The organism is Hymenobacter ruber, assembly GCF_054783255.1.
Genome location: NZ_BAAGQX010000003.1, coordinates 100448 through 120308 on the forward strand (window position 1 = coordinate 100448; position 19861 = coordinate 120308).

At 58.5% G+C, this 19861-nt stretch carries 15 protein-coding genes; 7 read left to right on the forward strand and 8 right to left on the reverse strand.

Translation table 11 applies throughout. The features are described 5' to 3' along the window. Nucleotides 1–49: 49 nt before the first annotated feature. Nucleotides 50–730: a porin family protein gene (locus ACYVM5_RS07510; protein ID WP_460617522.1), complete on the forward strand. Its 681-nt coding sequence runs from the start codon at nucleotides 50–52 to the stop codon at nucleotides 728–730. A gap of 78 nt (nucleotides 731–808) precedes the next feature. Here ACYVM5_RS07510 and ACYVM5_RS07515 read toward each other — a convergent pair whose 3' ends face one another. From ACYVM5_RS07515 to ACYVM5_RS07525, 3 genes are all read right to left on the reverse strand, one after another. Further along, on the reverse strand, nucleotides 809–2416 hold the full coding sequence (locus ACYVM5_RS07515; RefSeq protein WP_460617523.1) for an Rne/Rng family ribonuclease: 1608 nt from the start codon (nucleotides 2414–2416) through the stop codon (nucleotides 809–811). A 343-nt stretch (nucleotides 2417–2759) separates the two neighbouring features. Beyond that, complete coding sequence (locus tag ACYVM5_RS07520) at nucleotides 2760–3680, reverse strand: tetratricopeptide repeat protein (protein WP_460617524.1); 921 nt, start codon at nucleotides 3678–3680, stop codon at nucleotides 2760–2762. Nucleotides 3681–3808: 128 nt separating this feature from the next. After that, nucleotides 3809–4150 carry an HU family DNA-binding protein gene (locus ACYVM5_RS07525; RefSeq protein WP_317170162.1) on the reverse strand — a complete coding sequence of 114 codons (342 nt, stop codon included), beginning with the start codon at nucleotides 4148–4150 and terminating at the stop codon, nucleotides 3809–3811. Between the two features lie 157 nt (nucleotides 4151–4307). Between ACYVM5_RS07525 and mutY the strand changes: the two genes are divergently transcribed. The 4 genes from mutY (at nucleotide 4308) to recG (ending at nucleotide 8817) form a co-directional block, all read left to right on the forward strand. Continuing rightward, complete coding sequence (mutY, locus tag ACYVM5_RS07530) at nucleotides 4308–5390, forward strand: A/G-specific adenine glycosylase (protein WP_460617525.1); 1083 nt, start codon at nucleotides 4308–4310, stop codon at nucleotides 5388–5390. Nucleotides 5391–5531: 141 nt separating this feature from the next. Continuing rightward, nucleotides 5532–5966, forward strand: coding sequence for a single-stranded DNA-binding protein (locus tag ACYVM5_RS07535; RefSeq protein ID WP_460617526.1), 435 nt, complete (start codon nucleotides 5532–5534; stop codon nucleotides 5964–5966). A gap of 157 nt (nucleotides 5967–6123) precedes the next feature. After that, on the forward strand, nucleotides 6124–6708 hold the full coding sequence (gene gldD / locus ACYVM5_RS07540) for a gliding motility lipoprotein GldD (protein ID WP_460617527.1): 585 nt from the start codon (nucleotides 6124–6126) through the stop codon (nucleotides 6706–6708). A 9-nt stretch (nucleotides 6709–6717) separates the two neighbouring features. Continuing rightward, nucleotides 6718–8817: an ATP-dependent DNA helicase RecG gene (gene recG / locus ACYVM5_RS07545; protein ID WP_460617528.1), complete on the forward strand. Its 2100-nt coding sequence runs from the start codon at nucleotides 6718–6720 to the stop codon at nucleotides 8815–8817. A gap of 63 nt (nucleotides 8818–8880) precedes the next feature. On the opposite strand, the gene ACYVM5_RS07550 is transcribed toward recG, so the two are convergent. Further along, nucleotides 8881–9108 carry a hypothetical protein gene (locus ACYVM5_RS07550; protein ID WP_460617529.1) on the reverse strand — a complete coding sequence of 76 codons (228 nt, stop codon included), beginning with the start codon at nucleotides 9106–9108 and terminating at the stop codon, nucleotides 8881–8883. 379 nt (nucleotides 9109–9487) lie between these two features. Here ACYVM5_RS07550 and ACYVM5_RS07555 point away from each other — a divergent pair, with 379 nt between their 5' ends. Next, on the forward strand, nucleotides 9488–10912 hold the full coding sequence (locus ACYVM5_RS07555; RefSeq protein WP_460617530.1) for a hypothetical protein: 1425 nt from the start codon (nucleotides 9488–9490) through the stop codon (nucleotides 10910–10912). A gap of 215 nt (nucleotides 10913–11127) precedes the next feature. Next, nucleotides 11128–15681, forward strand: coding sequence for a T9SS type A sorting domain-containing protein (locus ACYVM5_RS07560; protein WP_460617531.1), 4554 nt, complete (start codon nucleotides 11128–11130; stop codon nucleotides 15679–15681). 112 nt (nucleotides 15682–15793) lie between these two features. On the opposite strand, the gene ACYVM5_RS07565 is transcribed toward ACYVM5_RS07560, so the two are convergent. From ACYVM5_RS07565 to ACYVM5_RS07580, 4 genes are all read right to left on the reverse strand, one after another. Beyond that, the gene (locus tag ACYVM5_RS07565; RefSeq protein WP_460617532.1) at nucleotides 15794–17584 is read right to left on the reverse strand and encodes an acyl-CoA dehydrogenase family protein; all 1791 of its coding nucleotides are present in this window, start codon (nucleotides 17582–17584) and stop codon (nucleotides 15794–15796) included. A 174-nt stretch (nucleotides 17585–17758) separates the two neighbouring features. Continuing rightward, entirely contained in the window at nucleotides 17759–18073 is a 315-nt protein-coding gene (locus ACYVM5_RS07570; RefSeq protein ID WP_460617533.1) for a YggL 50S ribosome-binding family protein, read from the reverse strand. Next, on the reverse strand, nucleotides 18074–18550 hold the full coding sequence (locus ACYVM5_RS07575; protein ID WP_460617534.1) for an energy transducer TonB: 477 nt from the start codon (nucleotides 18548–18550) through the stop codon (nucleotides 18074–18076). It lies immediately after the preceding gene. Between the two features lie 93 nt (nucleotides 18551–18643). Further along, nucleotides 18644–19828, reverse strand: coding sequence for an acetyl-CoA C-acyltransferase (locus tag ACYVM5_RS07580; RefSeq protein WP_198069122.1), 1185 nt, complete (start codon nucleotides 19826–19828; stop codon nucleotides 18644–18646). Nucleotides 19829–19861: the final 33 nt, after the last annotated feature.

The window sequence follows — 19861 nt, forward strand, 5'->3', positions numbered from 1 at the left end:
ACCTGTTGGCTGCCGGCTGTTGCCGACGATAACCGAACAACAAACCCGTATGAAAAAACTACTGCTAGCACTTTTCGCGCTCGCTGCTACCATTAGCAGCGCCTCGGCCCAGGTCGAAATCGGCCTGAAAGTTTCGCCGTCCATCACCAGCCTGCGGGCCGAATCTACTTCCGCCAACGCATTTGGCAGCGACGGCAGCCAGTTCGGTTTTGGCGGTGGCTTGGTAGTCGACTATTTCTTTGGCGAGAACTACGCCTTCAGCACCGGCCTGTTGCTGACGGGCAAAGGAGGCACCATTTCCTACACCGATGTATTGCCCGGTAACCGGACAACGGTGGTTAAGCAAAAAATGACGGCTCAGTACTTGGAATTGCCCCTTTCGGTAAAGCTTTTCACCAACGAAATAGCCCCCGCCACCCGCCTTTATTTTCAAGTCGGCGGTTCGTTAAATGTGCCCATCGGTACGCGCATCAACGACAGCAAGTTCTATGTTGACCCGGCCACGAATGTCGAAAACAAAGCCAGCGATTACGTCTATTTCTTTGATGCCGACGCCTTGGTAGGCGCGGGGTTAGAATATCAGTTGGGCCAAAGCACGAAGCTTTTTGCCGGTCTGGGCTACCACCGTGGCTTGGTCGACATTGACCACTACTTCGAGCGTAAACGCGACTTCAAAGACGTTACCATTAAAAACAGTTCTTTTGGCTTAGACCTGGGCATCAAATTCTAACTCTGAGCCTATTTTCCAACAAAAAGCCCCAGCCTCTTAAGAAGCTGGGGCTTTTTGTTGGCGCGTGATTTCACTCACTTAATCCACAATCTCAACCTCGCGGTCCTGCAAACGGCTCATCGCAGCGGCCGACGAGCGCAGCTGGATTTCCTCGCCCCGCTCGTCTTCGATGCGGTAGTCGGTGAGGCCCAGGCTGCTGTCATTCACCACTTTCACCCATTTGTAGTACTTCAGGTACCATTTCATCTGGCGCGAAATGAGGCCTTTGGTGTAGTAAGCATACAGGAACGGGTGCACCGACAACGTGATGCCCGACTGGTTCTGGTTCACCAGCAGGTCGTCGATGCTGTTGTCGATGTCGTCCGTCACCTGGATGGAGGCCGAAATCTTGCCCGTGCCGCCGCAGGTGGGGCACACCTCGCCGGTCACGATATTCTCGGCCGGCCTCACCCGCTGGCGGGTGATTTGCAACAAGCCGAATTTGGTGATGGGCAGCACAGTGTACTTCGCCTTGTCCAGCTTCATCACGTCGCGCACGGCGTCTTCCACCTTCTTGCGGCTTTCGGCCGAGCGCATGTCGATGAAGTCGACCACGATGATGCCGCCCATGTCACGCAGGCGCAGCTGACGGGCCACTTCTTTGGCCGCCAGCATGTTAATCATCAGCGCGGTGGCTTCCTGGTCGTTTTCCTGGTTGCTCTTGCTGCCCGAGTTCACGTCGATAACGTGCAGGGCTTCGGTGTGCTCGATGACGAGGTAACCGCCACCGGGCACGGTCACGGTCTTGCCAAACAGCGTTTTCAACTGCTTTTCAATGCCGGTTTGCTCGAAAACCTTGATTTTCGAGTTGTGCAGCTTCAGCAAACCGAGCTTGTCCGGCGCGATTTTCTGCAGGTAGTCCCGCATTTCCTCGTACATCGCCGGGGCATCCACGGTAATGCTATCGAACGACTCGTTCAGCATGTCCCGCACCATTGATGAGGTGCGGCCTAACTCGCCGAGCACTTTGTCGTTGGGCTTGGCGGTGCGTAGCGTGCTGTAGAGCTGCTCCCACTTCGCCACCATGTCCTGCATGTCCTTGTCAAGCTCCGCCACTTCGCGGCCTTCCGCCACGGTGCGGATGATAACGCCAAAGTTTTCGGGCTTAATGCTGGCGATGAGCCGCTTGAGGCGGTCACGCTCGCCCTTGCTCACGATTTTCTTGCTGACGCTGATGGTGTTCGAAAACGGCATCAGTACGAGGTAGCGCCCGGCCATCGAAATGTCGGTGCTCACGCGGGGGCCTTTGGTCGAAATCGGCTCCTTAATAATCTGAACAACAATCTGCTGCCCTTTCTTGAATACATTTTCCGCCTTCCCCACTTTATCGAGGACGGGCTCAAACGTAAATTTTTCCAGCCCGGCGCTGGGCGCCCGGCCACTCTGTACCGTGCGTGCCCACTTCGTGAAGGAATGGTATTGCTCGCCGAGGTCGCCGTAGTGCAAAAACGCGTCTTTTTCGTAGCCAATGTCTACGAACGCTGCGTTCAGGCCGGGCATCACCTTTTTCACGGTGCCCAGGAAGATGTCGCCTACTGAGTAGTTGGTGTCGTTGCGGTCGAAGTGGTATTCAATCAGCCGCTTGTCTTGCAACAACGCTATTCGCTCGCCTTCCTGAGTAGAATTAATGACTAATTCATTACTCAAAGCCTTGATTTAGTTAAAGTAACCTGCCGGTAATGCCATCGAAGGCCTACCCCGAAACCGGCAAAGGGAAGCCAGAACCTGACGGCTCTGGCTTCCCTCGCGAGCCACGGGAAAAGCATCTGGCGCGGCCCCACTCGGGAGGCTACGTGAGAGATAGGCGGCTGGCTCCCTTCCCGTTAGGAAAACTGCCGGCCGCCGCTACGCCCCGTGAGGCTTACTTCTTCTTGTGGCGGTTCTTGCGCAGGCGCTTCTTGCGCTTGTGGGTGGCAATCTTATGACGCTTTCTTTTTTTACCGCAGGGCATGATGCTTGGAGGTTAAGTTGGTGATTGATTGTGTCGTAGCTATTTCAATTTGGCAATTTCCTCGTCTACCGAAGCGGCCAGCGCGGGGTCGTTGCTGAGGCTTTTGGCAGTGAGGAAGGCCTGCTTGGCTTCTTCCTTGGCGCCGGTGCGGGCCAAAGTTACGCCGAGGTAAAACTGTCCGTTCACATTTTTCGGATTGACTTTCACCAAATCCTGGAAACGCTTCACGGCTTTGTCGTACTGGTTGCTTTGCACCGCGAGTATGCCCATGTTATACAGAGCTTTCTCGTTGCGGGGGTCAGCTTCCAGCACTTCGCGCAGGTAGGTAACGCCCTGCACGGGGTTTTCGGAGGCCATATAGGCCATGCCGAGGTTTGTTTTGGCGTCGAGGTTGCCGGGTTGGTCCTTCAACACCTTGGTGTAGAGCTCCCGCGCCTTGCCACCGAGCAGTTTCACCCGCTCGTCGGTAGCCGCAAAGCTAAACGCCTGGAAGTAGGCATCGGCGGCCTGTTGCCAGTGTTGGGCGCTGGGCTTGGCCAGGGCCACCTGCTCCAAGTAGTAGCCAGCGCTATCGAAACGCTCCACGTCGTTGTAGCGGCGGGCCAGGGTGGTGGCCACCGTGGCTTTGGCGTCGGGCGTGGCAGCAGCCTGGTACTCACCCAGCAACCGGGCCAGTTCCTGCCGTTGGGCGGGGCTGGTGGTGGTGTGCGGGGCAGCGTTGGGGCCGTTGTTGTCGGTTGCGGTGGCGGGTACCGGCCCCGAGGAAGCCTCGGTTTTGGAGCCGTTGGTAGCCATGCCACCGCCGTCACGGTTGGCCGTGGCGGCAGCGTCCTTGCTCAGTTCCGACTTGCTCTCTTTCGGCTTCATGATGCCCTTGGGCAACACGTATAAGCCGCCAACCAGCGCAAGCGCGGCGGCGACGATAACCAATTGATGCGGAGCGGTGCGAGTAGTAGCCATTAGCTGAAAAAAGCCGGCCGCCGGGCTTTCCCTTGCGGAAAAGACACCGGCGGCGCGGCCGGCAATTCATTGTTGTCAGGAAACTGACAGGCAGTTAATCCGCCTGCTGGTCTCTTTAACAAACAAAATTAGGCTTTGGCCGCAACGGCTTTCACCTTCTTGCTGTTCTTAATCTTAGCCACGAAGGTTTTCGACGGCTTGAAGCTCGGGATGTAGTGCTCCTCGATGATGAGGGACGTGTTTTTCGAGATGTTGCGGGCTACTTTACGAGCGCGCTTCTTGTTTACGAACGAGCCAAAGCCGCGCACATAAATGTTGTTGCCCTCGGTCATCGAATCTTTCACGACTTTGAAGAAGGCTTCAACAGTCATCAATACATCAGCTTTCTCGATGCCGGTCTTCGTGGAGATTTCGGCGATTACCTCAGCTTTAGTCACGTTGGTATGGTACTTAGAGTGGTTGAAAAAAATACAGTTTTAGGCAAAAAAGTCCCAAATTCCAGCGTAAGCCCTTGCCCGGTAGGCGGTTCGCCCTTGAATTGGGGCCACAAAGGTAACCCCATTTTTTTGTTTTACCAATCAACCTTCACAAACTAGGTGTTGGCCCAAATTATTCGCTTTCAAAATTTTGACCGCAAAAACCCCTCAGCCTTCCTTCCTGGCCTCGGCCCTACTGGCCTGGTATCCACGCCATCACCGCGACCTGCCCTGGCGCCACACCCGCGACCCGTACGCCATCTGGCTCTCGGAAGTTATTCTGCAGCAAACCCGTGTGGCGCAAGGTCTTCCCTATTACGAGACCTTCCTGGCGGCCTACCCTACTGTGCAGGCATTGGCCGCCGCGCCCGAGGCCGAAGTGCTGCGCTACTGGCAGGGCCTGGGCTACTATTCCCGGGCCCGCAACATGCACCGCACCGCCCAGCAAGTGGTGACGGAATACGCCGGAAAGTTTCCCGGCACCTACGCCGAATTGCTAAAGCTGCGCGGTGTCGGACCTTATACGGCGGCGGCCATTGCCTCATTTGCTTTCGATGAGGCGGTGGCCGTGCTCGATGGCAACGTGTACCGCGTGCTGGCCCGCATTTTTGGACTTCACTCCGATATCGCCGCGCCCAGCTCGCGCAAGGAATTTCAGGCCGTGGCCGACCAGCACATCCCCGCCAGCACCCCGGCTGATTTCAACCAGGCCATTATGGAGTTTGGGGCGATTCAGTGCACGCCAGCCAAGCCGGACTGCCTGTTTTGCCCCATGCAGCACCAGTGCTGGGCATTTCAGCACGGGCAGGTGGCGCTGCTGCCGGTGAAGAGCAAGGCCAAGGCGTCGCGCACGCGCTACTTCCACTACTTCGTGCTGCGCCACGGCGAGCAGGCATATCTGCGGGAGCGTCGCGAGAAAGACATCTGGCAAGGGCTGTATGATTTTGCCTTGGCAGAAACGACGGTGCCCGAACTACCACCGGCGGAGCTGGCGCGACACCTAGACGCATTGGGTGCCACCCTCGATACCAGCCAAGTGGCCGAGGCCAGCGTGGCCTACCGCCACGTACTAAGCCATCAGAAGCTAGAGGCGCGCTTTCATGATTTACCTCTGACACAGCCACTTCCTGCTACGACGCTTCGTGATATGGGCCTACGAGCGTATTCGCTGGCAGAGATTGAGGCCTTGCCCAAACCCAAGCTGATTGCTAATTATATTGAGCAGAAGCTTTAGCTTAGTCGCTCCCAATATTTTTAGATTTATCAGCAAAAAATATTAGCAATAAATATTGCTAATTCATTTTAAGCCCTTATCTTTGAAGCAAGAACAAGCCGGGTGGTTTGTTCGATTCTGTATTTCCTAACGTGCAATAATATGGCCGGAGTGAACAAGGTGATTTTGGTAGGCAACCTGGGCAAAGACCCCGAAGTGCGCCATTTGGAAGGCGGTGTGAGCGTGGCTCACTTCACCCTCGCCACCAACGACTATTACAAGGACAAGCAAGGCAACCGCGTGGAGCGCACCGAATGGCACAACATTTCGGCGTGGCGCGGCTTGGCCGACATGGCTGATAAATTCCTCAAAAAGGGCCAGCAAGTGTACATCGAAGGCAAGCTGCGTACCCGCCAGTACCAAGACAAGGACCAGCAGACGCGCTACATCACCGAAATCATCGCCGATGAGATTTCGATGCTGGGCGGCCGGCCACAAGGCGCGGCTCCGGCAGCGGGCGAGGCCAACGGGGCGGCCGCTGCGGAGCCGCAGCATAGCTTCCGGCAGGAGCCGGAGCTGGACCAACTGCCCTTCTGACTGATGAATGAGGGACTGACCGGCCTGTGGCTGCAGCTGTCCCGCGCAATGATTGAGATGAAGCCCTGGCACTGTGCCGGGGCTTTTTTCGTTGCGGTGGCAGTTACCTTTGAATCTACGAAGGCTGGGCCATTTTAAGGCCGGGGCCGCTTCTTGCATGAAATACCTTTCAACCTTGCCGGTGCTGACTGGGCTGGTACTGCTGGCGAGTTGCTCGTCGGCCCCGGATTTTACGCCTAAGCCCAAGGGGTACAACCGCATTGACCTGCCGGCGCACCGCTACCGGATGCTGCCGGCTGGCCACCCGTATGAGTTCGAATACTCGACGCAGGCCGTCATTAAGCGGGATTCGTCGTACATGGCGCAGCCGCACTGGCTGAATGTATACTACCCCAAGCTGCACGCCAACGTGCAGATTACTTACATGGACGTGCAACGCGACCGCCGCCTCTATAATAAGATGATGGAGGATGCCCGCAAGCTCACGGGCAAGCACGAAATCAAGGCCACGGCCATTGATGAGCGGATTTTGAAGACGCCGAGTGGGATGCGGGCTTCGGTGTTTGAGCTACAGGGCGAGGTGCCAAGTCAGTTTCAGTTTTACACTACGGACAGCACCAAGCACTTTTTCCGTGGTGCGCTCTACTTCCGCACGGCCACGGCGAACGACTCGCTGGCCCCGGTGATTGAGTACGTGAAGACGGATATGGTGCGGATGCTTAACACATTAAAGTATAAGTAGGGACGGAGAATGAGTAATTTCTTCAATACCCGGCTCGAATTTCTGCGCTCGGTGGGTAGCCTGCAGCGGGCGCAGCTGCTGGGCAAAGAATTGAACCTGTTTACCTACGGCGACCTGATTCAGCGCTACCCGTTCCGGTACCTGGACCGGACGCAGGTGTATAAAGTAGCCGACCTTAACGACGACCTGCCCTACGTGCAGGTGCGCGGCATGCTGCGCGGCAAAGAGCTAGTGGGCGAAGGGCCAAAGCAGCGCCTGACCGCGAAGGTGGGCGATGGCACCGGCGAGCTGGAGTTAGTCTGGTTTAAGGGCATCAAATGGGTGCAGCAGGTAGCTAAGAACAACCAGGAATACATCGTTTTTGGTAAGCCGACAATGTTTAACGGGCGGCCGCAGATGGCGCATCCGGAACTGGAGGAAGTGAGCGAAGCCAAGCCGGGCCAGAGCTTTTTGCAGCCGGTGTATAACACGTCGGAGAAGCTCAAGAACTACCACCGCGTGGATAGCAAGGCCATTATGCGAATGGTGGCCGAGCTGCTGCGGCTGGCGGTGCCGCATATTACGGAGTCATTGTCGCCGGCGCTGATAGAGCGGTATGGGTTGATGAGCAAGGCGCAGGCCTTACAGCAGATTCACTTTCCGCAGAGCGCGGAGCTGCTGGCGGCGGCGCAGTTCCGGCTCAAGTTTGAGGAACTGTTTTACGTGCAGCTCAAGCTGTTGCGGCAGCGCGACCAGCGCAAGGTGACGCTGGCGGGCCAGATTTTCAATCAGGTGCCGACGCTGGTGGACTTCTATAAAAACCACCTCACATTTGACTTAACTGGGGCGCAGAAGCGCGTTATCCACGACATCTATAAGGACTTCTGCACCGGGCAGCAGATGAATCGACTGTTGCAGGGCGACGTGGGCTCAGGCAAAACCATCGTGGCCTTCATCGCCATGCTGATGGCGGCCGACAACGGCGCGCAAAGCTGCATCATGGCCCCCACGGAGATTCTGGCTGACCAGCACTACGTGGGCCTGAAAGTGTACGCTGATGCGCTGGGCATCAAGATTGGCAAGCTCACGGGCAGCACCCGCACGGCCGAGCGCCGCGTGCTGCACGAGGAACTGCGCGCCGGCACCATGCACATGCTGGTGGGCACCCACGCGCTGCTCGAAGACGTGGTGCAGTTCCGTAACCTGGGTTTGACCATTATGGATGAGCAACACCGCTTTGGGGTGGCGCAACGCTCGAAGCTGTGGCAAAAAAATCCGCATGTCATCCCGCACGTGCTGGTGATGACGGCCACGCCCATCCCGCGCACGCTGGCCATGACCCTATATGGCGACTTGGACGTGAGCGTGATTGATGAGCTGCCAGCCGGCCGCAAACCCATCGTGACGGTGCACCGGTTTGATGCCAACCGGCTGAAAGTGTTTGAGTTTATCCGCGACCAAGTAAAAATTGGGCGGCAGGTGTACATCGTGTATCCGCTGATTGAGGAATCGGAAACGATGGACTACAAGGACCTGACTGATGGCTACGAGAGTGTGGCGCGGGCTTTCCCGGAGTTCCAGATTAGCATCGTGCACGGACGCATGAAGGCCGAGGAAAAGGACTACGAGATGCAGCGCTTCATCAAGCGGGAAACCCAGATAATGGTGGCCACCACCGTGATTGAGGTGGGCGTGAACGTACCCAACGCTTCGGTGATGGTGATTGAATCGTCTGAGCGGTTTGGGCTGTCGCAGTTGCACCAGTTGCGGGGCCGCGTGGGCCGCGGGGCCGACCAAAGCTATTGCATCCTGATGTCGGGCTTCAAGCTGAGCAAGGACGCCCGCACCCGCCTCGAAACGATGGTGCGAACCAACAACGGCTTCGAAATTGCCGATATCGACCTGAAGCTACGCGGCCCCGGCGACCTGATGGGCACCCAGCAAAGCGGCGTGCTGGATTTGCTGATTGCGGACCTGGCCAAGGATGGCCGCATCCTGAGCGAGAGCCGGGCCGCGGCCCAGACGCTGCTGGCGGAAGACCCGAACCTGGCCAACCCGGAAAATGCCAACATCCGCCACCACATCGAAAGCCTGCCGGCCACGGCCGTGAACTGGAGCCGGATTAGTTAAACGTTTGTGCTGGGTAGAGGGCAAAAAAAAACGACCTTATAAAAAGTCGTTGTGGGTGTTCTGCTAGAACATCTCGGCTATGAGTCCGCTGCCGCTCTGCTGCGGCTGGGTCTGCTGTCGGGCGGGCTGGACTGGCTCGGAAGTGAGCACTTGATGCACCAGGATAACCGAGGAGTTAGGCTTGGTAGTGGGTTCAACTGTTTTGGCTACGGTAGCAGGAGCTGACTCCTTAACGAGCCTGCCGCCGATGATAAGGGCCGATAACAGCGTGAACTTAAGTAGGGATTTCATAGGAATAGTAGATACTGGCGTTTGCAAAGGTAAGGCAAAACTGAAGTTTGTTCAAAAAAACCGTTAAAAAGGTCAAATAACTCGCCCAAGTGTGGGGATTACAGCTTGAAACGAGGCGCGCTCAATTAGTTCCGACTGAACCCTGAAAGCTGACACAAAGTAAACGGTGTCCCTGTACGGAAGTGACGGCAGGAGTGTTATGCTTAAAATACCTTTTTATTAGCCGCTCCCCCTATTGGCAAAGCCCTTCACTGGTAAAAAGCAAAGTTGAAACTTAAAAGCAGGTACTTTTGGGCATACCAGACCGTTGAAATCCACTTTCCTTATATTTCCAACACGCCAAAATTTTATGTCGCAGCGCGCAGTAATAATCGGTTTAATGAGCGGAGTCCTGTTGGGCAACGCCGCATCGGCCGTGGCCCAGAAGGTGAAGTCGGCCCCATTCAGCTACCTGCCCGAACAGGGCACCGACCGCTACGACATGCGCGTGCCGCACAAGACGTTGGCGCTGGCCGACGGTTCGGGGTTTGTAATTCTGGCCCACCAGAGTGCCGGCGGCTATGCCGTAGAGCGCTACGATGCCGACCTCAAAAAGCAGTGGGCCACCACCATTCCGGTAGGGCCCGGCGAGACGCTGGAGGCTTTCGGGCGCGGCACGCAGCAGGCCCTGGTGGTGCTGCACCACAAGGATGACAACGGCCAGAACCTGACCGTGGTACCCGTGAGCCTGCAAAGCGGCCAGAAGGGCGCAGCCAAGATGGTGATGAGCGCCCCGGCCCGCGACCGCCGCCCGGGCGTAAGCATCTCGCCGGATGGCAGCCGGCTGCTGGCTTTCCGCTACCTCACCAGCAACCAGCAGGTGAAGAGCATTGCGGCCACGCTCTTCGACCAGAGCCTGGCGCAGCTGGAGGAGAAAACGTATGATTTTCGGACACTAAGCGACTTTTTCTCGCCGGCCGTGCACGTGGCCAATGATGGTACGCAGTATGTAACGCTCATCAGCGAGGGCATGAAAAAGCTGACGGTGCGCCGCTACCCGGCTGGGCCTTCCACCGAAATCAAGGTATTGGGTGTGCCGGTGGGCGGCGTGTTTGGCGGCCGGCCCGTGACGGTGCGCGACGCGAAGTTCACGGTATTGAACGACGGCAGCCTGTATGCCGCCGCGCTGTGCGCCGACTACCAAACCGGCGAATACTACAGCCTGAAGGTGGTGAAATACGATTTCAGCGGCAGCGGCGACATGAAATTCTCGCCGGAGTTCCGCTTCACGCCGGCTTACCTGACGGAGGTGAGCAAGGCCAGCGGACTCGAAGTGAAACGCCTCGATGACATCTACTTAGGCGAGTTGCTGCTGACGCCGGAAAAGCAGCTGGTAGTGGTGGCCGAAAAGCACTTTGAGGAAGGCGGCAGCGAAGCGCCGGTGCACGCCCGCGAGCTGCATCTGTTTGGCTATAATGAGTTTGGCGCGCCTACCTGGCACAGCATTGTGGCGAAAGACCAGGTGGCCCCGGCCGTGGATTCCTACACGGGCATTGGGTTTCGGGCGGCGGTATTTGGCGGCACGGTGCAGCTGCTCACGCTGGAAAACATCAACAAGAAATCAGACCTGTACCTGCGCCGCGTGAACGCCCAAACCGGCGTAGTGAGTGCACCTGAGCGCCTAAAACTGAATGTGGCCGACGACCAGCAGCTGGCTTATGTGAAGGATTTCACTGCTTGGCTTGACGAGAAAACCATCATTGGCGTGAGCCGGCCCAGCAAGAAATCGGCCGCCTTGCAGCTGGAAAAAATCGTGGTAAAATAAGGCCGAGGGAGATGCTATTATAGGGCCTGGAAAGCAATAATCAGGTACATGCATCATTGGGGCCGACTGGCGCAATCGTTCCCGACATCGTTCCCGGCATCGATTGCGAGAATATAGTTGAACAGGGGTATTGGGCTACGGTCGAGTTTGGTTGACCTTGCCGGGAAGTCTTCTTTACTGGAGATGCATTATCCCACCATCTGTTCATCTTTTTCATGCTTAAACTTTTACTTGCTGCTGGCAATGCCGACGGGAAGCGCGGCCTCCGTTTTCAGGCCATAATAATTTTGCTGGGCGCCTTTGGGTTGCTGCCTTCCTGCGCGTGGGCGCAGTCGGTGCTGGCGCAATTTCCGCTCACCAGTAATTACACATCCACTACGGCGGCGGGCATCACAGTTCCATCCAGCCCAACGTTCAGCAATCTGGTTTTGACGACCAGCGGCGCAGCCATCGGCTATTCGACGCTGGGCCAGGCTTTTGCTCCTGTCAACGACGGTACCGGGTGGAACGGGACGCCGGTGCTGACCCGCTACGAGGAGTTTCCGGCCACAGTGGCTTCGGGCTACAACGCCCGGGTCGACTCGCTTTATCTGAGCACGGCCTTCAATAATTCGTCATCGGGCAAGCTGGGCATTGCGTATTCTACGGATGGTTTTGCCACTTATACGTTCATCTACGGCAGCATCAGCGGCACTACCATCACCGGGGGGGCAGTAAACAACGTTACCCAGCTAACGGGCACGAACAGCACGTATAGCAAACTGGCACTGGCACTTAATGGAACATCGGGAGTGTCCCTGGCCGCTACCGGCCGGATAGCCTTCCGGCTGTACTATGCTATCGGAACTTCCTCGTCGCGGCCCGCCGAGCTGAAGGCGCTTTCGATACGCGGCCAGGCCATCACGGCAGGCTCCCCCACTACTACCACTGCCCAGGTTTCCTTTAATACGCCGACCCCAACCAGTGCGGGAAGCTATGCTTATTCTCTGAGCACCAACCCGACGGGTGGAACGGCTATATTAACGACGGCCCCAACCAGTGGCAATAACTATGTGGCGACGTACACCATCAGCGGCCTGACGGCTGGAACGGCTTATACGGCTACGGCCGTAGGCACGAACCCCGGCAATACGGTCACGGCCACCATCACCTCTCCCACTTTCACCACCAATGTGGGCACTTGTGCCGACCCAGGCGCGCCGGCTGCTGGCAGCATTGGCCAGACTTCGGCGGCCGTGAGCTTCACGGGAGCGGCGGGCAGCACGGGCTACACTCTCAAATATTATCCGACCACGGCGGGCACGCCTGTTGTAACGCACGCGCTCGGCGCAACGGCTACTTCGGACAACCTCACCGGTCTCACTGCCGGCACCGACTATACAGTAACCCTGCAAAGCACCTGCGCAGTGGGCACGAGCACGCTGCTCAGCACCACCTTTACCACTCTCACCTGTGCCGACCCAACGGGCTTGGCGGTGGCCAACGCCAGCCGCACCAGCAGCTCGGCCAGCCTAAGCTTCGTGCCCGGCGCGGCTAATGCCAGCTACGTGGTGACGTATTATCCCACGGGCTCGCCCGGCTCGGCCGTTACCGTGTCGCCGGCTCCCACGGCCTCGCCGGTGGCCCTCACGGGCCTCACCGATGGCACCAACTACACCGTGACGCTGCAAAGCACCTGCGCCAATGGCGCGGTGGGCACCGTGCTCAGCACCACTTTTGCTACCCGCGTGGCCAATTCGGTAATATTGCAGTCGTTCCCGCTAACGACCGATGCAACGGACGATGCTACCGTGCGCGCCGCTGGCGTGGCGGCCAGCACGGGTACCCTGACGGGCCTGGTGGTTTCGGATGGCACCTCTAAAGACGGCGAATCGACGCTGCTGCCGGCGTACTCTTTCCGCGGCCAGGGCGTGGCGCCCAATGGCGACGGCTCGGGCTGGGGTGGCGGTGTGAACCTAGCCCGCTACACGGAATTCGACGTAACGGCCGCGCCGGGTGGCAGCCTGCGGGTCGATTCGCTGGTGTTTAACTCCGGTGGTTACGGCTCCGGGGCCATGCTGTCGGTGGCGTATTCGACGGACAATTTTGCTACCAGCACTTTTATCCTGGGCAGTGCGGCCACGCCCGTGGCTATTACGAAGGCCAGCAACCCTGGCTACTCGGTGCTGCGCCTGCCGCTGGCGGGCACGGCCGGCGTTACCCTAAGCGCGGGCAGCACGGTGGCTTTCCGCCTGTACTACGCCATTGGGTCGAGCAGCCAGCGCCACGCGCTGACCCGCAATCTCTTTGTGACAGGCGTAGCGATATCGGCTTGTCCCAGCGCCACCAATGCCAGCATCGGCAACATTAGCGCGACCCGGGCTCAGTTGAGCTTCGTACCCGGCGCGGGCAACGCGGCCTACACCGTGAGCTACTACCCCACCGGCGCGCCCGGCTCGGCCGTGACCGTGAACCCCACGGCCTCGCCGGTGGCCCTGACCGGTCTGAATGCCGCCACTACTTATACCCTGACCCTGCAAACCAATTGCGGCGGTACCCCCGGCTACGCCCAAACCCTGACCTTCACCACCGGGGCGGCCAGTTCCGGCAGCATTCAGCAGTGGCCTCTGACGGCCGATAACGCCGACAACGCTGCTACCCGCTCCTACGCGGTGGTAGCCGCTACACCCACGTTGAGTGGGCTGTACCTGTCGTACAACCAGTTCAATGCCTCGCTGAATACGCCGGCCATTCCCGTGTACTCGCCCACCTACGGCCAGGCGTTTTCGCCCGATAATTCCGGCCCGGCCGGGGTGGGCGGCGGCACCAGCAACGGCGGCGGCTGGAGCAGCAGCCTCAGCGCCGGCGTCTACGAGCAGTTTGACGTGACGGCCGCGTCCGGCGACAACCTGCGCGCCGACTCGCTGGTGTTTTCCCACGCATTTTACGGCACTTCTAATGGCAAAATAGCCGTGGCGTACTCCACCGATGGCTTCGCCACCAGCACGTTCATCAAAGGCACGGCGCTGAATGCTCCCGATGCCGCCCCTTATTATAACGGCACCAACACCCTGACCACCTACCGCCTGGCCCTGAACGGCAGCATTGGCGTACTCCGCAGCAGCGGCCAGGTGCTGAGCTTCCGCTTCTACTTTGCGGCGGGCACTTCCAATCAGAGCCGCTACGCTTTTCTGCGCAACGTGTACGTGGCCGGCGAAGGCTTCGTGAATGGCCTGCCCAACCTCACCATTGGCGACGCGCAAACCGTACCCGCCGGCACCTACGGCAACGTGACGGTGGTGAGCGGCGGCACGGCCACCCTCACCGGCCCGCTCACGGCGCAGGGCAATACGCTGGTGCAAAGCGGCGGCGTGCTCAACACCGCCTGCCAGACCATCACGGGCACCAGCTTTACGCTGGCGGCCGGCGGCGAGCTGCAAATCTGCGCGCCGGCCGGCATTGCGGCCAGCGGCAGCACCGGCGCGGTGCAGGTGACGGGCACCCGCTCATTCAGCCCCGATGGCATTTACACCTACACCGGCACCTTCACGGGCGGCGCCAACCAGCAGTCGGGCTCCGGCCTGCCGGCCACGGTGCGCTCCCTGAAAATCAATCTGGCCACCGCTTCCGATACGCTCCAGCTCAACAGCGACGTGACCGTGAACACCAGCCTTGCACTCAGCCGGGGCATACTCAAGGGCTACCTGCCCGATGGCTCGGGCGCGCACCTGCTCACGCTGGGCCGCAACGCCACCATCAGCGAAACCGCTACCAGCTTTGTGCTGGGCCAGGTGCAGTCGGCTACGCTCAGCTTCGTGGCCGATGGCAATTCCACCGGTTTTGGCGGGCTTGGGCTTACCCTCACGGCTCACACCACCGGCGGCGCGGCCCTGCCTGGCAGCACCTACGTGGTGCGTACCACGGGCACGCCGGTCTACGGCGTCACGCCCACGGCTGGGGCCAATGCCGGCGTCACCAGCCGTAGCATCCGTCGCCAATACCGCATCGTGCCCACCACCGAAACCGGCCTTAACATGGACCTGATATTCGGCTATTCGCCCAGCACAGCTGAGTTGAACGGCATTCCTGCGGCCAATCTTCAGCTCTTCAGCCGGCCCATTGCCGGCGGCCTGTGGCGGCCCGAAGGCGGCACCGCCAGCGCAAATACCGTAACCCTGACCGGCCTCACTCACCTCTCCGACTGGACGTTGGGCAACCGCGCCGCGCCGCTGCCCGTCACCCTCACCCGCTTCGATGCCGAACGCCAGGGCCAGCAGGCTTTGCTCACCTGGGCTACGGCTACCGAACAGAACAGCAAGGGCTTTGCCGTGCAGGTTTCGGCCGATGGCCGCGAGTTCCGCACGTTAGGTTTCGTGCCCAGCCGCCAGGCCAGCAGCAGCCAAACACAAGCTTACCAGTTTCTGACGGCGGTAGATAACCTGACTGGTACCGCGTATTTCCGCTTGCAGCAGATTGATTTAGATGGCAGCAGCACCTTCACCGCTCCCAAAGCCGTGGTGTTTGGTGCGGGCAACGCCGTCACGCTGACCGCCAGCCCCAACCCTTTCAGCGAAACCCTGACGCTGACTACCCAAGCCACCTCCGCTACCGTTACGCCCCTCACCCTAACCGATGCCACCGGTCGCACCGTGCACACACAGGTAGCAGAAGTACCCGCCGGCTTGGCCAAGCTGCGCGTTTCCGGTCTGTCGTTCCTGCCCCGGGGAATTTATGTACTGCATATCACGCTGAACGGCAAGGTTCAGCATTTGAAACTAGTGAAAGAATAAGATTCGTCCGCTGATATTTATCAAACAAAAGGCCGCTCCTGAATCCAGGAGCGGCCTTTTTTAATGTCTACAAAATCCGCAGAATCCGCCGGCAATCCGACGCATCCGTGATTTAGACGGCGTACTCGTTGGCCGTAATCAGCTTGGCGGCAATGCGGCGGCGCGACTCCTTCACGTTGATGAGTTCCGTTTTGGTGAAGCGCTTCAGGCCCATGAGCAGCAGGCGCTGCTCGTCGCCTTCGGCCATGCTGCCAATTGCGTCTTTGCCGGCTTTCTCCACGATGTCCACGGCATCGGCCAGGTACACGCGGGCGATGTCGATTTCTACGGCCATGGCTTCTTCGCCTTTGGCGGCGGCTTCCTTCTCCACGCGGAGCAGGGTGCTCTCGGCGATGTAGGTTTTAATGGCCATGTCGGCAATGTTCATCAGCAACTCCTGCTCCTTGGCGAGGGTAGCGGTGAACTTCTGCACGGCCGAGCCGGCCACCATCAGGATGGCCTTTTTCAGGTTGGCGATGGTCTTCATCTCCTTGCTGAACAGGCCGGTTTCCTCGTCCTGGCTCATGCTCGGGATGCTCATCAGCTCCTGCTGCACGGCCTGGGCGGGGCCCATCAGGTCGATTTCGCCTTTCAGGCCCTTTTTCAGAATCATGTCAACGGCCAGCAGGCGGTTGATTTCGTTGGTGCCTTCGAAGATGCGGTTGATGCGCGAATCCCGGTAGGCGCGGTCCATCGGGTAATCGGCCGAGAAGCCGTAGCCGCCGTAAATCTGCACGCCTTCGTCCACCACATAGTCAAGCACTTCCGAGCCTTCCACTTTCAGGATGGCGCACTCCACGGCAAACTCGCGGGCTGCGCCCAGCAGGGCTTCGTTCGAGCCTTTGCCTTCGGCGATGAGCTGCTGCTCCATGCGGTAAATGTCGGAACCCGCGCGGTAAATGGCCGATTCAACGGCGTAGATGCGGATGGCCTGTTGCGCCAGCTTGTAGCGAATAGCGCCAAACTTCGAGATGGGCATTTTGAACTGCACCCGCTCGTTGGCGTATTTCACGCTGAGGTCAGCCGCCATTTTAGTAGCGCCCAGGCAAGCCGCGGCCAGCTTGATACGGCCAATGTTCAGCACGTTGAAGGCGATGAGGTGGCCTTTGCCAATCTCGCCCAGCACATTCTCCTTCGGCACCTGCGCATCGGTCAGGAACACCTGACGGGTCGACGAGCCTTTGATGCCCATCTTATGCTCCTCGTTGCCGAGGCTCAGGCCGGGCGTGTTTTTCTCCACGATGAAGCCGGTGAACTTGTCGCCGTCAATCTGGGCAAACACGATGAACACATCGGCAAAGCCGGCGTTCGTAATCCACATTTTCTGGCCGTTCAGCACATAGTGCGTGCCTTCGGCGTTCAGCACGGCCTTGGTCTTCGCGCCCAGCGCGTCGGAACCGGAGCCGGGCTCGGTGAGGCAGTAAGCGCCCATCAGGGTGCCATCGGTGAGGCCGGGCAGGTATTTGGCCTTCTGCTCATCGTTGCCGAAGTACAGGATGGGCAGCATGGCGATGCCCGTGTGCGCCGCAAACGCCACCGGGAATGAGTGGCCGCCACCCACGCCCTCGGTCACGCGCAGGGCCGTAGTGAAGTCCATGTCCAGCCCGCCGTACTGCTCCGGAATGCTCACGCCGAACAGGCCGAGCTGGCCAGCTTTCTCCATCAGGCCACGCATCAGGCCTTCCTCATGGTTGTCGAGGCGCTCCAGCAGCGGCTGCACTTCGGCGGCCACGAAATCCAGACAGGTCTGGTGCATCATGACCTGCTCTTCGGTAAAGTCGGCCGGGGTGAAGACGCTCTGGGCATCGGTCGGCTTAATAATGAATTCGCCGCCCTTCAGGCTGGCTTGCTGCGTTACTTCCATGACGGTTTGGGGTGGGGTGTGGAGTTGAATAGTGTTAGGCTAGCCTACTAGTTAGAGAAACAATTAGCCGGCCGGTTTAGTGTTGCAAGTTAAGAAAAAATGTTAGGCACGCCTACTATATCGGCGAAAGAAAACCCCGGTTGAACGGGGTTTTCTTTTTATCAAATTATGCTGCTACTCAAATGAGCCATGCCAGGCATCCACCAACAGACTCACATTTACGGCTGATACTTCTGGCTGCTGATGTAGCCAAGTCTCAATGGCTTTCCGGTCAGCTTCGGTAGCACTGCGGCGGGAATCAGTACCTACAAAGAAGTCATTGAGCCCGCCGCCCATGAGCAAATGGTTGGCTTCTACTACTTCGACCAACTTATCCCAGAAAGTGAAGTAAGCTTCGTCGCTTCCAAGCTCAGCTAAATCGAACTTCACAGAGAAGCCCATCTCCTGAAACTCCCGTAGCCGAAGCTTCTTTCGCAGCCGCTTTTTCATCTATTGAGGCTTAATACAGCTTATCGGAATCGTCAGACGGACTGGTACTGCTTGACCATCATGATAACCAGGGCTTAACCGAGGCAGACTTCTTACGGTTGTCAGTAGTGCATTGTCAATGATGGGGTTATTGCTGCTTTTCGATATTTCAGCATTTCGCACCTGTCCATCAGCACCGACTACAAATGTTACATGGATGCCTGAATAACGAGTATCCCCGTCATCAGTAAATGCCGGTATACGCAACCGTTTTGAAAACTCATTCACAATTCCTGTAACCCCACCGCCCCCAAGCAATTGCGGCATCTTTTCCACGTAAGTGTACACATGTGTGGAATCAACAGCTTCTTTTGAAACTGGCAGTTTTTGAGCGCAGGCTGCTAGTGAAGGCACAATCAGCAGAAAGAATAAGCTGAGAATATGTTTCAGAACTGCCATTTGCTCATGCTGTTTGTTGAACTGAATGTAGTGAAGCATCTCTACCCTTTTACAATCAATCTCGATTACTCTCGCGGTAGAGATGCTTCACTACGTTCAGCATGACGTTCTGATTGGCTGCGATACAGAAAGCTACTTCAGCAACTCGTAGATACCGGCGACGCCTTGGCCGCCGCCCACACAGGCCGTGACGATGCCGTACTTCTTGCCACGCTCGCGCAGCTCGTCGAAGAGTTGGATGCTGAGCTTGGCGCCGGAGCAGCCCAGCGGGTGGCCGAGGGCAATAGCGCCGCCGTTCACGTTCAGCTTTTCGGTATCAATGCCCAGCTCACGCACCACGGCCAGTGACTGCGAGGCGAAGGCTTCGTTCAGCTCAAACAGGTCGATGTCATCGAGTTTCAGGCCGGCTTGCTTGAGCACCTTTGGCACGGCTTTGATGGGGCCCATGCCCATGATGCGCGGGTCGACGCCTTCGGTGGCGTAATTCACCATGCGGGCGATGGGCTCCAGATTCAGCTCCTTCACCATGCGCTCCGACATCACGAGCACGAAGGCCGCGCCGTCGGAAGTCTGGGAAGAGTTGCCGGCGGTCACAGTGCCGTTGGCGGCAAACACAGGCCGCAGCTTGCCCAGGGCTTCCACCGAGGTGTCGGCGCGGGGTCCTTCGTCGGTATCCACCACATAAGAGCGGTTTTTCTTCTTGCCGGTGGCCTGGTCCAGGTAGGTTTCCTCTACCGTGATGGGCACGATGCTCTTTTTAAACTTGCCAGCTTCGATGGCTTTGATGGCCTTCTGGTGCGAGTTGTAGGAGAATTCGTCCTGGTCCTGACGGCTGATTTTGTAGTCGTTGGCCACGGCTTCGGCGGTGAGGCCCATGCCCATGTAGTAGTCGGGGTGCGCCATCGCCAGCTTGTAGTTGGGCACGGTTTTCCAGCCTACCGTGGGCACCATACTCATGCTCTCGGTGCCGCCCGCGATGATGCAGTCGGCCATGCCCGAGGAGATTTTGCCCACCGCCATGGCGATGGTTTCCACGCCGGAGCCGCAGTAACGGTTCACGATGAGGCCGGACACGTTGATGGGCAGGGCCAGCAGCGAAATCAGGCGGCCCATTTGCAGGCCCTGCTCGGCCTCGGGCACGGCATTGCCGACGATTACGTCGTCGATGCGCGTGGGGTCGAGGGCCGGCACCTGGGCCACGAGGTGTTTGATAACGGCAGCGGCGAGGTCGTCGGGCCGGGTGAAACGGAGGCCGCCACGGGGGGCTTTGCCCACGGCCGTGCGGTAGCCTGCTACGATATATGCGGTGTTAGACATGTTGTTTTTATTGTCATCCTGAGCGCGGCGAAG

What these genes read in the sequence shown, in the direction of transcription:
- ACYVM5_RS07510 (WP_460617522.1), top strand. Translation starts at nt 50, where the DNA reads ATGAAAAAACTACTGCTAGCACTTTTCGCGCTCGCTGCTACCATTAGC.
- ACYVM5_RS07520 (WP_460617524.1), bottom strand. Translation starts at nt 3,680, where the DNA reads ATGGCTACTACTCGCACCGCTCCGCATCAATTGGTTATCGTCGCCGCC.
- ACYVM5_RS07535 (WP_460617526.1), top strand. Translation starts at nt 5,532, where the DNA reads ATGGCCGGAGTGAACAAGGTGATTTTGGTAGGCAACCTGGGCAAAGAC.
- gldD (WP_460617527.1), top strand. Translation starts at nt 6,124, where the DNA reads ATGAAATACCTTTCAACCTTGCCGGTGCTGACTGGGCTGGTACTGCTG.
- recG (WP_460617528.1), top strand. Translation starts at nt 6,718, where the DNA reads ATGAGTAATTTCTTCAATACCCGGCTCGAATTTCTGCGCTCGGTGGGT.
- ACYVM5_RS07550 (WP_460617529.1), bottom strand. Translation starts at nt 9,108, where the DNA reads ATGAAATCCCTACTTAAGTTCACGCTGTTATCGGCCCTTATCATCGGC.
- ACYVM5_RS07555 (WP_460617530.1), top strand. Translation starts at nt 9,488, where the DNA reads ATGAGCGGAGTCCTGTTGGGCAACGCCGCATCGGCCGTGGCCCAGAAG.
- ACYVM5_RS07560 (WP_460617531.1), top strand. Translation starts at nt 11,128, where the DNA reads ATGCTTAAACTTTTACTTGCTGCTGGCAATGCCGACGGGAAGCGCGGC.
- ACYVM5_RS07565 (WP_460617532.1), bottom strand. Translation starts at nt 17,584, where the DNA reads ATGGAAGTAACGCAGCAAGCCAGCCTGAAGGGCGGCGAATTCATTATT.
- ACYVM5_RS07570 (WP_460617533.1), bottom strand. Translation starts at nt 18,073, where the DNA reads ATGAAAAAGCGGCTGCGAAAGAAGCTTCGGCTACGGGAGTTTCAGGAG.
- ACYVM5_RS07575 (WP_460617534.1), bottom strand. Translation starts at nt 18,550, where the DNA reads ATGCTTCACTACATTCAGTTCAACAAACAGCATGAGCAAATGGCAGTT.
- ACYVM5_RS07580 (WP_198069122.1), bottom strand. Translation starts at nt 19,828, where the DNA reads ATGTCTAACACCGCATATATCGTAGCAGGCTACCGCACGGCCGTGGGC.